Source organism: Allohahella marinimesophila, assembly GCF_039538005.1.
Taxonomy (GTDB): domain Bacteria; phylum Pseudomonadota; class Gammaproteobacteria; order Pseudomonadales; family Oleiphilaceae; genus Allohahella; species Allohahella marinimesophila.
In genome coordinates this window covers 101,991-114,178 of record NZ_BAABBO010000002.1, presented here as the reverse complement: position 1 = coordinate 114,178, position 12,188 = coordinate 101,991, and the positions used below count along the sequence as shown (strand labels likewise).

14 protein-coding genes are annotated in these 12,188 nt (G+C 55.9%); 6 read left to right on the top strand and 8 right to left on the bottom strand.

What is annotated here, in order from left to right:
- Positions 1 to 59: 59 nt before the first annotated feature.
- From ABD735_RS05220 to ABD735_RS05200, 5 genes are all read right to left on the bottom strand, one after another.
- Entirely contained in the window at positions 60 to 644 is a 585-nt protein-coding gene (locus ABD735_RS05220) for a superoxide dismutase (RefSeq protein WP_344804029.1), read from the bottom strand.
- A gap of 201 nt (positions 645 to 845) precedes the next feature.
- The gene (arfA, locus tag ABD735_RS05215; protein WP_344804027.1) at positions 846 to 1,019 is read right to left on the bottom strand and encodes an alternative ribosome rescue factor ArfA; all 174 of its coding nucleotides are present in this window, start codon (positions 1,017 to 1,019) and stop codon (positions 846 to 848) included.
- Between the two features lie 46 nt (positions 1,020 to 1,065).
- Positions 1,066 to 1,245 carry a hypothetical protein gene (locus ABD735_RS05210; RefSeq protein WP_344804025.1) on the bottom strand — a complete coding sequence of 60 codons (180 nt, stop codon included), beginning with the start codon at positions 1,243 to 1,245 and terminating at the stop codon, positions 1,066 to 1,068.
- A gap of 95 nt (positions 1,246 to 1,340) precedes the next feature.
- Entirely contained in the window at positions 1,341 to 2,033 is a 693-nt protein-coding gene (locus ABD735_RS05205; RefSeq protein ID WP_344804023.1) for a DUF1826 domain-containing protein, read from the bottom strand.
- Positions 2,034 to 2,037: 4 nt separating this feature from the next.
- The gene (locus ABD735_RS05200; protein ID WP_344804021.1) at positions 2,038 to 3,180 is read right to left on the bottom strand and encodes a GTP-binding protein; all 1,143 of its coding nucleotides are present in this window, start codon (positions 3,178 to 3,180) and stop codon (positions 2,038 to 2,040) included.
- Between the two features lie 152 nt (positions 3,181 to 3,332).
- Here ABD735_RS05200 and ABD735_RS05195 point away from each other — a divergent pair, with 152 nt between their 5' ends.
- Together ABD735_RS05195 and ABD735_RS05190 are read left to right on the top strand one after the other, a co-directional pair.
- Positions 3,333 to 3,683: a DMT family protein gene (locus tag ABD735_RS05195; RefSeq protein ID WP_344804019.1), complete on the top strand. Its 351-nt coding sequence runs from the start codon at positions 3,333 to 3,335 to the stop codon at positions 3,681 to 3,683.
- A gap of 92 nt (positions 3,684 to 3,775) precedes the next feature.
- Positions 3,776 to 4,450, top strand: coding sequence for a DUF2796 domain-containing protein (locus ABD735_RS05190; RefSeq protein WP_344804017.1), 675 nt, complete (start codon positions 3,776 to 3,778; stop codon positions 4,448 to 4,450).
- A 51-nt stretch (positions 4,451 to 4,501) separates the two neighbouring features.
- Here ABD735_RS05190 and ABD735_RS05185 read toward each other — a convergent pair whose 3' ends face one another.
- Positions 4,502 to 5,173 carry a DUF3299 domain-containing protein gene (locus ABD735_RS05185; RefSeq protein WP_344804015.1) on the bottom strand — a complete coding sequence of 224 codons (672 nt, stop codon included), beginning with the start codon at positions 5,171 to 5,173 and terminating at the stop codon, positions 4,502 to 4,504.
- Positions 5,174 to 5,236: 63 nt separating this feature from the next.
- On the opposite strand from ABD735_RS05185, the gene ABD735_RS05180 reads away from it, so the two are divergent.
- The 4 genes from ABD735_RS05180 to ABD735_RS05165 are packed head-to-tail and all read left to right on the top strand — an operon-like array spanning position 5,237 to position 8,721.
- Complete coding sequence (locus ABD735_RS05180) at positions 5,237 to 5,941, top strand: ABC transporter ATP-binding protein (RefSeq protein ID WP_344804013.1); 705 nt, start codon at positions 5,237 to 5,239, stop codon at positions 5,939 to 5,941.
- Complete coding sequence (locus ABD735_RS05175; protein WP_344804011.1) at positions 5,931 to 7,187, top strand: ABC transporter permease; 1,257 nt, start codon at positions 5,931 to 5,933, stop codon at positions 7,185 to 7,187. Before ABD735_RS05180 ends, ABD735_RS05175 begins: the two co-directional genes overlap by 11 nt.
- The gene (locus ABD735_RS05170; RefSeq protein WP_344804009.1) at positions 7,184 to 7,681 is read left to right on the top strand and encodes a Fur family transcriptional regulator; all 498 of its coding nucleotides are present in this window, start codon (positions 7,184 to 7,186) and stop codon (positions 7,679 to 7,681) included. Before ABD735_RS05175 ends, ABD735_RS05170 begins: the two co-directional genes overlap by 4 nt.
- Positions 7,678 to 8,721 carry a CobW family GTP-binding protein gene (locus tag ABD735_RS05165; RefSeq protein WP_344804007.1) on the top strand — a complete coding sequence of 348 codons (1,044 nt, stop codon included), beginning with the start codon at positions 7,678 to 7,680 and terminating at the stop codon, positions 8,719 to 8,721. The genes ABD735_RS05170 and ABD735_RS05165 overlap by 4 nt, the downstream gene beginning before the upstream one ends.
- Here the strand turns inward: ABD735_RS05165 and ABD735_RS05160 are convergent.
- Together ABD735_RS05160 and ABD735_RS05155 are read right to left on the bottom strand one after the other, a co-directional pair.
- Positions 8,700 to 9,872 (bottom strand): serine hydrolase domain-containing protein, encoded by a 1,173-nt coding sequence (locus ABD735_RS05160; RefSeq protein WP_344804005.1) that lies wholly within the window; start codon positions 9,870 to 9,872, stop codon positions 8,700 to 8,702. The genes ABD735_RS05165 and ABD735_RS05160 overlap by 22 nt on opposite strands.
- Positions 9,869 to 12,163, bottom strand: a complete 2,295-nt coding sequence (locus tag ABD735_RS05155; protein WP_344804003.1) for a putative bifunctional diguanylate cyclase/phosphodiesterase — start codon at positions 12,161 to 12,163, stop codon at positions 9,869 to 9,871. Before ABD735_RS05155 ends, ABD735_RS05160 begins: the two co-directional genes overlap by 4 nt.
- Positions 12,164 to 12,188 lie beyond the last annotated feature (25 nt).

The following is a 12,188-nucleotide window of genomic DNA, read 5'->3' as shown; positions in this document are numbered from 1 at the left end:
GCTTAACTGACTGGCATTACACCCATCGGTGCGTTTTTTTGGTCTGGGGAAAGAAAGGATCAGCCAGCGAAGTTGCTGTTGACGAATTCCCAGTTGACCAGATTCCAGTAAGCTTCGAGGTACTTCGGTCGCGCATTGCGATAGTCGATGTAGTACGCGTGCTCCCAGACATCGCAGGTCAGCAGCGGTGTGACTGAACTGTCGGTAACGGGCGTTTCGGCATCGTCAGTGTTGACGATGGCCACGCTGCCATCCGACTTCTTCACCAGCCAGGTCCAGCCTGAAGCAAAATTGCCGATGGCGCTGGCAGTGAACTCTTCCTTGAACTTGTCGAAAGAGCCAAAGGCCTTGTTGATGGCTTCAGCAATGGCACCAGTAGGTGCGCCGCCGCCATTGGGGCTCAGGCAGTGCCAGTAGAAGGTATGGTTCCAGACCTGCGCAGCCTGATTGAACAGACCACCTGAAGACGACTTGATGATCTCCTCGAGACTCTTGTCTGCCTTGTCAGTACCTTCGACCAGACTGTTGAGCTTATCGACATAGGCCTTGTGATGCTTGTCGTGATGGTATTCGAGGGTCTCGGCAGAGATATGTGGTTCGAGCGCGTTCTTTTCGTAGGGGAGTTCGGGAAGTTGAAAAGCCATGATGAGTCACCTTGTTCCTATGTTTTTATGAATCAACAGTTCGCCCCTGAGGCCTTTGCCGGCAGGGCACGACTGTCTCCGTTTTGAACTTCGAGGTTAATACGACTAAGTGGGGATCGCAGATGGCAATTTCAAGGGACTTCGCAAAAGGTGGTGGCGGGGGCTGCTGCCAAGGCGACTGAAGTCTGGTCAGAAACAAGCTCAGGCAGCTTGCTTTTGGCCAGACTCCAGGCCCTTGTTTCTATGCTTGTTGTTACGCTTATAGCTGGCCTTGCCAACCTTTGCCTTGACTACCCGTTGCCTGAATAGCGGTGAAGTGACCAGCGCTGCTTCAGCGCTGTGGCGAATGACGCCGCGTTTGTGATCGTGTGCCATTGAGAGACCTGCTATGACTGATGAGTAAGCTACCAGTATATCAAATTCAGATTACTCCAGGCATCAGTCCTGTGTCGCTAGCGACTTCTGAAGTACCTGATGGCTGACATGACTGCGTGGCCTGCTTCGCAAACGCTGCCAGACGCGACGCAGCCTCTGTCGTGTCGCCATCAAGATTGCTGCCAATGAAAAGGGTGGTCACGTCATCGAGCTTAAAATGTTCCACGTGGTCTTTCCACTACCGAGGAAGCTGGCAAGCACGGTAACGGGAATCTTGTCTGATATGTTTCTCTCCATGAGTACTGCGCGAATGTCTACGAATCAGGCGAAGTCGAGACTGAGTAGTAGTCGGAACTCGCCAGCAGCCAGCGCAGGTGATCGGTGTACTGCGCCGTGTTGTTCGTTGCCCGGCCACGCTGCACCCTTCAACAGTGCCACATGACCTTCGGTTAGCTGCTGGATAGCGTTTGTGTCGTTATAGAGGCCGGATTGGGTATCTGGCCGGCCGCCGCTGCCCATCCCGAGACGCTGTCGGTCGAGACATGCTTCGGGCAGCCATTCGGTGCCGGGGCCGCCGTAGGTGGTGAGCAGGCGGCAGGCCACATGGTCGGTATGAAAGCGAGGGCACATGGCTGTCGTGAGCGTTGTGAGACGCAGGCCGACCGCGTCCATGTCGAAGAGGCAGCCGAACATGTCAACCAGCAGACAGACATCGGTGATGAGGGCAGAGCTTTCTGAATGGTCCGGCAACCAGAGGTTTAAAGTATCCTCGATCGCATCGAGTGACATCACTCTCTGGATGGGATAGAGCTTTGCCTGTTGCTGCTGTTTGCTCAGCCAGGCGACATACTGTCGCAGCGGGTCCGGGAGCGCTCTGCGCCAGATAGCCATGTTGACTGTCGGCTCATAGATTTCAGTCAGACCATGAGCAGAATTGGTGCTGCTCACGCAACGGCCCGCATCGAGACGAGTCTCCATCTGATGGTCCGGCGCTAAATAGGCTTTTGCATTCATGATTTCAATCTTCCCAGGCTGCGAAAGGATCGGGTAGTTGCCGCCAGGCCGCTTCGCCGGTCAATAGTTCGGTGTCGTTCAGCAGACAGGCATCCAGCCAGCTGCACATCGCTGTTTCATCAAGACCCTGGCCTATAAAGACCATTTGCTGTCGTGAAGCGACGTTGATGGCGTCGTCCAGGAGCGCGACATAGCCATAACGTGCAATACCACCGGCCTGGCTCCACTGGCCCGCATACTCTGGTCGGCTCGCCAGCCAGAAAAAGCCTTTGGAGCGAATCAGTTTTCCGCTGGGCCACGGCTGATGCAGGAAGGCATGGAAGCGCTCCGGGTGAAAGGGCCGGTCCGCCCGGTAGACGAAGCTGTTGATGCCGTAAGCCTCAGTCTCGGGGATGTGTTCACCGCGCAACTCCTGTAGCCACCCAGCCGCCTGCTCAGCGCGTTCGAAGGAGAAGCGGCCGGTGCCAAGGACCGCCTTCGGGTCGACCTGTCCGTCGGCAATGGGCACGATGAATGCCGAGGGATTCAGGGTTTGCAGAACTCCCAGTAGATGATCGAGCTGCGTCGTCATTACCAGGTCCGTCTTGCTGATGAGAATGACGTCACTGAACTCGACCTGGTCAGTCAACAGGTCCGTGACACTGCGCTCATCGTCTTCGTCGATACCTTCACCAGCATCCTCAAGCGACTCGGCGGCCTCGAAGTCATGCAGAAAGTTCACGGCATCGACCACGGTGACCATCGTATCCAGGCGCGCGACATCGGAAAGGGTGGCGCCTGACTCGTCAGCGAACGTGAAGGTTTCGGCCACTGGCAGCGGCTCTGAAACGCCACTGGACTCGATGAGCAGGTAGTCAAAGCGGTTTTCTTCAGCGAGCTTGCGCACCTCGAGCAGGAGATCCTCGCGCAGTGTGCAGCAGATACAGCCGTTGCTCATTTCCACCAGTGTCTCATCTGCCCGACTCAGGCTGATCCCATTCGCCACTTGCTGGGCATCGATATTGATTTCACTCATGTCATTGACGATGACGGCGACCCGCAGCCCATGGCGGTTATTCAGGATGTGTTTGAGAACTGTCGTTTTGCCGGCGCCAAGATATCCGGACAGGACAGTTACGGGCAACAGGGCGGGGTTGGGGGCGGTCATGGTGTGCTGGTCCGAGAGTGCGATTTAACTATGTTACAACATAACATTTCGTAAGCGCAATACATGCTGTTTCGATTGAACCTGGCGGCACTGGTTGCCTCTCCCGGTGCAAAGATGGAATATTCAGTTCTTCACCCCACCACAGAGCCACCATGACCTACTCAGCCATAGCGCCAATCGTTCTGCTGATACTCTCCAACGTCTTCATGACCTTCGCCTGGTACGGTCATCTGAAATTCGGTCACAAGGCCCTCTGGATCGTGGTGCTTGCCAGCTGGGGCATCGCATTCTTCGAATATTGTCTGGCGGTACCCGCCAACCGGATCGGTTATGGCTTCTATACCGCTGCCGAGCTGAAAACCATTCAGGAGGTCATCACTCTGGCCGTGTTTGCCGTTTTCTCCCTGTTCTATCTGGGTGAAAAGTTTACGGTCAATCATCTGATAGGTTTTTCACTCATTTGTGCCGGCGCCTTTTTTATCTTCAGAGGGCCGATACGGTGAAGGCGTCTGGTGGCGCAGATTACTCAAACTAGTGTTATGATGCTTTATAACATTGGTGTGCTCTAGCGTTTTTGCTTATTCAGGAGACAGATATGTTCAAACAGAAGCAAATGAGGCTGGCTGTTGCAGTCGCCATGGCATCCGGCAGCCTGTTCCTGGCTACGCCCGCGACCGCTGAGTCGAAGCACCATGACGATGAACATCGTGAGCATGGGGCCCATGAACATGGCGCGGCCAATATGACGATTGCGCTCGAGGAGCAGCAATTGATTGTCGAGCTCGATTCGCCTGCGATGAACATTCTAGGATTCGAGCATTCGGCCAACACGCCGGAGCAAAAGGCAGTGGCTGCCGATATGTGGAAGCGGCTGCAGCATCCTGATGGTGTGATCAGCCTGGAAGGTGGAGATTGCCTGATCAGTTCTGCCGACGTCAGGATGCCTCAGTTCGACGACGCGGATCAGGAAAAGCAGCATGGTCTGCTCGACAGCGACCATAAGGCTGCCGAGAAGAAAGACAAGTCTCACCATGATGACCATGATGAAAAGCATGACGATCATCATGAGGGTGAGCACAAGGACACTCATTCCGATATCGAGGCGACCTACACACTCAAGTGTGCCAAGCCAGAGCAGCTCAAATCGCTGACAGTACAGGTGTTCGAGACCTTCCCCAACTTTGAGGAGGTTCAGGTTCAGTGGGTCATCGATGGTCGCCAGGGCAGCCAGACCCTGAAGGCTGGGTCGACCGAAATTTCCCTGAGATAGAAAAGCTGGCAGTGACCTGAAAGGTCGTGAAGACCTTCAGGTCACGCTCAATTACTCAGCCGGTTCTTCGATCGGCTCTTCAGTGTAGGGAATGATGTTCTCGACCTTGATCGTGTAGGTCGACGTTGCGATGTCATTGGTCACCAGCGAAGTTTCCATGGTGCCCTCAAGCCAGAACGCGTCGTAGAGCGACTCCAGTTTGAAGCCCTTCGGAAACGTGGCGTAGATGATCTGGTTTGGCGGTGGTGGTGGCGTGTGGATGCAGGCGCCAAAGTAGGGGACCAGGAAGAAGGTCGTCACCGTCTGATCATCCTTCGATTCGATGGGCACGATAAAACCAGGCACCTTCACCTTTGCGCCATCAAACTCTGCCTTGAACTTGGATGATTTGAGCGCAGCCTGATAGCGCTCTGCCTTCTTCTCTTCCTCAGTCTGCTTGGCCTTGTCCTTCGTATCGTCTTCGCCAATCGCGCTGGACTGCGGTTGATCCAGCAGGTCCATGTTGTCGGCCTCGGAACCGTCTGGGATATTCATAATCCATTCAGGCGGGTTCATCAGCGCTTCGAGGTCATCTTCAGGAATGAGATCTATCCACTCGATCATCCTGAATTCGGATTCATCCTTGGCGACGGCTTCGCCCATCAAACCGGGGCTGACCTGGACCAGGCCGAGTACGAGCAGGAAAAGCAGCGTAGGCAGACTGTATTTTTTTACGTTCATCATGTATGAATCCATGCGATTAACAGCTTATGATATATTGCAACATTCTAGGCGAGGGCTACAGGCTTGGCTATCGATATCTCCAACCTTACTTTTTCGTATACCGGCTCGGAAGCGCAGAGTGTGCTCAGTATACCTGCATGGCACGTTGAAGAGGGGGAGCACGTCTTCCTGTACGGGCCGTCTGGCTCCGGCAAGTCGACGCTATTGAATATCCTCGCGGGTATCCTCAAGCCGCTGAGCGGAACGGTCGAGCTGCTGGGCAGCCCCTTCAGCGCCTTGTCAGCACGAAAGCGCGATGAGTTTCGTGCGCGGCATATCGGGGTCGTCTTTCAGCAATTCAATCTTGTGCCCTACCTGAGCGTGCTCGACAACATTCTGTTGGCCGCTCATTTCGGCAGTCGCAAGACGCCAGAGGGGCGGCGTAGTTCGGCCGATGTCCAGGCAAGGGCTGAAGCCCTGCTCGCGAGACTGTCGCTTGACAAGAGTCTGCTGCATCAACGTGCCGACGCGCTCAGTGTCGGCCAGCAACAGCGTGTGGCCATCGTGCGGGCGCTCATCAACGATCCTGAGCTGGTAATCGCAGATGAGCCCACCTCTGCCCTCGACAGCGATGCGCGTGACCAGTTCATCGACCTGCTGCTGGAGTGCGTAGGCGATGGCAAGCGCGCGCTGATTTTCGTCAGCCATGACCGCTCGCTCGCCTCTCACTTCTCCACATCAGTCGATCTTCAGACACTGAATCAGAAGGCCCATGTTCATGCTGCTTAAAGTCGCACTCAGGAGCCTGCTGAACCGGAAAGCGACCGCCATCCTCACGGTGCTGTCCATCATGGTCAGTGGCTTCGTCATCTTCGGTGTAGAGCACATTCGCCAGGAGGCCAAGTCCAGCTTCAGCCGTACGGTATCAGGTACGGATCTGATCGTCGGTGCACGGACGGGACAGCTCAATCTGCTGCTGTATTCGGTATTCCGCATCGGCAATGCCACCAACAATATTTCCTGGCAGTCGTATCAGGATCTGGCTGCAAGATCCGACGTCGCCTGGACGATACCACTGTCCCTCGGTGATTCGCACAGGGGTTATCGGGTGCTGGGCACATCGCAGGATTATTACGAGCACTTCCGCTTCGGGCGGCAGCAAGCGCTCGAACTGGCGGAGGGCAGTTCCGAGATGGGCGTATTCGGCGCCGTGCTCGGTGCAGAGGTGGCGAACAAGCTCAGCTATGAAGTGGGGGACCCCATCGTCCTGTCTCATGGCACCGGCAAGGTCAGCTTCAGCAATCACACTGATAAACCCTTCGAGGTCATTGGTATCCTTCAGCCCACTGGTACGCCAGTCGACCAGACCGTGCATGTGAGTCTCGACGGGATCGAGGCCATACATATCGACTGGCAGAACGGTGTGAAAATGCCGGGGCCGGGTATTTCGGCAGAGCAGGTGGTCGAGCGTGATCTGACCCCCGAGGCCATTACTGCGTTCATGGTGGGCCTGAAGTCCAAGATCGCGACCTTCCGTTTTCAGCGCGAGGTCAACGAGTACCGTCAGGAGCCCCTGCTGGCGATCCTGCCAGGTGTGGCGCTATCGGAACTCTGGCAGATGATGGGGGCACTCGAAAACATTCTCATGGTCATCTCAGGGCTGGTGCTGGTGGCTTCACTGCTCGGCATGAGTACGATGCTGCTGGCATCCATGCGGGAGCGACAGCGGGAGCTGGCAGTCATTCGTGCTGTCGGCGCTCATCCCTCATTCGTCTTCCTGTTGATCGAGTTAGAGGCCTTGATGCTGACCGCTGCGGGAATCGCCGGCGCGATAGCCGCCCTATGGCTGACCCTGATATCGGCACAGGATCTGTTCAGCGAGCGCTATGGTCTGTTCATCGATCTGGATTTCATGTCGGCGAGGGTACTGATCATCATCGGTATCATGTTCGCAGCCACGGCTGTACTGGCGTTGATCCCGGGCCTGAGCGCCTACAGAGCGTCTCTCAATCAGGGACTGGTGGTAAAAACATGAAGCATGCGGAACACGGTAAGATAATAGGGCTGAGTATTGCCAAAGCCATCGACTCGGCCGAAGCCTCCTGCAGCAAGGCGGGCATTCGTCTGACAGAGAAACGCAAGAATGTGCTCAAGACGCTCCTCGCGTCAGATACTGCGCTGTCAGCCTATGACATCGTCGATGAATACAGGGCCGAGTTTCAGGATTCCATCCCCGTGATGTCGGTGTACCGGATGCTCGAAGTGCTTGCCCACGAAAATCTGGTGCACAAGCTGGCCTCGGTCAACAAGTATGTCGCCTGTGCCCATATCAGCTGCGATCATAACCATGAAATACCGCAGTTTCTGATTTGTGACCAGTGCGAGACCGTTCGGGAGATCGGTGTGCGCAAGGACATCATAGAGTCCTTGCAGGACAGCGTCTCCAACTCAGGATTCATGCTCACAAGTCAGCAGATGGAGCTGCATGGGCGTTGCAGTGATTGCCAGCAGGCGGTTGAGAGCACGTGACCGGTCTTCGTGCTATTCCGACCAATGTCGTGACCGGCTTTCTCGGCGTGGGGAAGACCACTGCGATTCTTCATCTGCTGAAGCATCGTCCTGAAGGGGAACGTTGGGCGGTGCTCGTCAATGAGTTTGGGCAGGTCGGCATCGATGGTGGGCTGTTTCAATCGGCTACCGGCAGCGGCTCCACGGACGAAATCTTCATCCGCGAAGTGCCGGGTGGCTGTATGTGCTGCACAAATGGCTTGCCAATGCAGGTTGCGCTGAATCAGCTGATTCAGAAAGCACGTCCGGATCGCCTGTTGATCGAGCCTACCGGCCTGGGTCATCCGGCCGAGATTCTCGAGGTGATCACCGGCCCACATTACCGTGATGTGCTGTCACTTCGCGCCGTCATCACCCTGGTAGACGCCAGAACCATTCATGACGCCCGCTACACGGGCAACGCCACGTTCAACCAGCAGATCGAGGTCGCCGACATGGTGGTCGCCAGCAAGGCGGATCTCGCCGGCCTTGATGACGTGACCGCGTTGCAACACTATCTCGACGAAAAAGTCGAAGGGGCTGGCACGGTCCATATGATCAGTCAGGGCCAACTGGAGCTTGCCTGGCTGGACCGACCGCATCGGGAAAGCGGGCAGGGGGGCAGCACATCCGGGTCACACCAACATACCTCACCTGAGGTCATTGGATCGAGTCAGCCTGTACCGGCAGGCACAGACTATGTCCGCTACGATAACGCCCGCGATGGCTACAGAAGCCTCGGCTGGATATTCGGGCCGGAGACCGTGTTCGATCAGGATGCGCTGCTGGTGCTGCTGTCAGGGCTCGATCATGTTCGCTTCAAAGGGGTGTTCATCACCGAAGAAGGTATATTCGCCTACAATTTCGCCGGAGATGGCCTCTCACGGTTTGCACTCGACGAGGCGATGGACAGCCGCATGGAGCTGATCTGTGAGGCTGATACAACCGGGCTCGATGATCTTGAGTCTCAGTTACTGGCCTGCCGAATGAGCGATGGCGATCAGGAGCGGGTCTTCAGGTAGATATCCTCGATAGCCTGACTGATCTGCTCCCGGTCGACATCGGATCGGTTGCAGAAAATGAAATAGGCAAAATCACGGTCCAGATAGCGCTTGTAGATGGAGCGATAGGCCGCCCAGGACCCTCTGTGATAGACACTTCGGCCATAGCTGTCCCTATCCTTGACGTAGAGCCCGAAGGCGTAGCCAGCACTGTCAGGATCATCCTTGTCGAGATCGCCCTGCCGTGACACCAGCTGTGCTCGAAAGGCTTCAGGTGTGCGTCCCAGCGTCGGCGTGCGGAACTGCTCATCCCAAAGCAGGAATTCATTGATCGAAGTGACCAGGGCATTCGCGCCGACCCAGTCGAGGTTGGTTTCGCTGACTTCAAATTGATAGCTGCCAAGGCTCCCGGACAAGGGGGTATAGGCCGTGGCCCGGTCGGGAATCACCTCGTCTGCATTGTCGCTGATGAAGCTGCGACGCATGCCGGCCGGCACCAGTAGTTTCCGCGAAATATACTGTCTCAGCGACTCATCGGTGACGCGCTCGATCACTCGCCCCAGCCAGTAATAGCTCATGTTGCTATAGGTGAATTTTTCACCGGGATCGGACAGCGGTGCGGTCTGCCTGCTCAACTCGAAGAGTTCGTCCGGCGCAAGATAGTCGCCCGTGCCGAATGTGACGGGTTTGCCGTTGAGCCCTTTGACATGGGGTTGCAGGCTTTCTTCAAAGCCAGCGAAACCTGCTGTGTGAGTCATGAAGAAGCGCAGTGGAATCTGCCGTGTGCGGGCCTGCAGATTGGGCAGGTAGCGCCCTATCGGGGCATCAAGATCGACTAGTCCGTCGTTCGCTGCCAATGCGAGTGCAGCCGCCGTAAACTGCTTCGAGAGCGATGCGACACGGAACATCGAATCGGTACTGAGCGGAATCTCATGGTCAAGGCTGGCATAACCATAAGCGGCCTTGTGAACCACCTTGCCTTCATCGACCACCGCTACCGCACAACCGGGTTGCAGGCCCTGCGAATAGCTTTCGAAGAGGACATTGACCTGGCGTGACTGCTGGCTGAATCCGGGACTGCTGGTGACGGCTGATGGACTGTCCGGCGTTGACTCACAGGCAGACAGCAATGCCGCGAAACTGCAGATGACTGGTAAACAAGGCCTTCTCACTGAGCCGGCTCGCCTTCTGTGATCAAAGAGCTTTCGAATTCGCCTGCAGGGAGGGGCCTTCCGTAAAGATACCCCTGGTAACCACTGCAGCCCATGCTTCGCAGCTGTCCCCTGTGAAAGTCGTTTTCGACGCCCTCGGCTATGACTCTGATACCCATGTTATTTCCAAGTGCGATAATTGTTCGGGGAATGGTGACATCGCTGCTCTTGTCACGCATCTCCCATACAAAGCTTCGATCGATCTTGAGCTGTTCGATCGGCAGGGTCTTCAGGGATTCCAGTGAAGACTGACCCTTGCCAAAATGATCCAGCGAGAACATCACGCCCCTGGCCTCGAGCGAGCGCATTTTCGTGAGAGAAGTCTCACACCTGGCCAGCAGCATCGTCTCGGACAGTTCGAGTTTCAGCCGGTCGGGCCTGGCGCCTGTCTCGTCAAGAATGTCAAAGACAGTATCAACAAAATCTGGCTGCTGAAACTGTAGAGCCGAAATATTGACTGTCATGGTGAAATGAGAGAGATGAGGGCTCTCGCTCCACTTGGCGAGTTGCTCGCATGCGGTCTTCAGCACCCAGCGACCGATTGGCACGACGAGCTGGCATTCCTCTGCAATTGGCAGAAAGTCTGCCGGCAACATCAGGCCATTTGTTGGGTGCCGCCAGCGGATGAGTGCCTCAGCGCCATCAGGCACGTTGTTGGCATCGACCTGCACCTGATAATGCAGCATGAAATCGTGATCACGCAGTGCCAGGCGCAACTGCCCCTCCATGTCTGCACGCGCTTTCACTGCGGCATCCATCGCGGGATCGAAAAATACGGTGGTGTTGCCGCCCAGCGCCTTGGCCTGGTACATGGACATGTCCGCCTGCTTCAGCAGTTGATCTATTGAACAGTCTTCATCGAAGAACAGCGTGACGCCGACACTCGCGCTTGACTGATGGCGGATAGAACCCTGATCGCCTAACTTGTATGGCAGGTTCAGCTGCCGCCTGATCTTTTCCGCCAGCTGTTTCGTCAGTGCAGCGGCTGAACGCTGATTCGACTCCAGGTTTTCAAGAATGATCACGAACTCGTCTCCACCCCAACGGGAGATCGTGTCGCTGTCGCGAACACAATGTCGAATGCGGGTAGCCGCCTCCTGCAACAGCATATCACCAACGTAGTGACCCGCCGAATCGTTGAGCTGCTTGAACCGATCCAGATCAATGAACAGCAATGCGCCATAGCTTTCGAGCCGTTTGCTCGCCTGCATGGCATGTGCGAGACGATCCCGCAACAGGCGGCGATTGGGTATATTGGTCAAGGCATCGTAAAAGGCCAGCGAATTGATCTGTTGCTCCAGCTCCTTGCGCGCGGTGACATCACGAATCATGCACAGGAATTGACGCCGATGACCACGGCGGAAATCAGAGAACACGAATTCGACATTCATCGTGCCCTCGTCCTTTTTCAATGCCAGTGTCTCCTGACGAAACCCGATAATCTTGCTGATCCAGGCGCTGTCGCCCGAATTATCCGCGATTGATGGTCCTGGGGCTGGGAGGGGATGAAAAGGAACTTCCGGCATGAGCATGCTGAGGTGTCTGCCCAACAGCTCATGACGCTTGAAGCCAAACATTTCAACCGCGCTTCTGTTCAACGATTCGATGTTGCCGTCCGGGTCGACGACGAGGATACCGTCAACGATCTGGTCAAGGATGGTCTGCACCCTGGCGTTTTCGCTTTGAGCATCGGCTTGTCGCCATCGTGCCGTCAGGCCCGCACGACGATCTACCGGCGCGCGACGTATCCGCTTCGTTTCATCACTGGCCGGTATGGCTATCTCATCCTCGACACTGTTTGCAAAGTCACGCAGGGTCCAACGCTCTTCGACAGTCAGCCGGCGTGGACTGGCATCGAATAGACAGAATGTTCCGAGCTTGAAGCCCGAAGTCGAAGTGATCGGTGCCGCTGCATAAAAGCGAATGAATGGCGGACCAAGGACCAGGGGATTATCAAGGAATCGCTCATCCTCGAGCGTATCGACGACTTCGAAAATATCGTCCGACAGGATGGCATGCCCACAAAAGGCAATGTCACGACTGGTTTCGCACACATCGAGGCCCTGTCTGGACTTGGACCAGGCGCGATTGGTATCTACCAGCGAGATGAGAACGTTCTGAACCCCGAAAAGCTGTTTGGCAAGCCTCGTCAGGCGATCAAAGCGCTCCTCTGCCGGTGAATCAAGCAGACCGGAAGCCCGCAACGCTGCGAGTCGCTGAAGTTCATTTTCAGGCTTGTTGGGCGTTCGCATTCAGTCAGGCTCCCCACTTAGACAA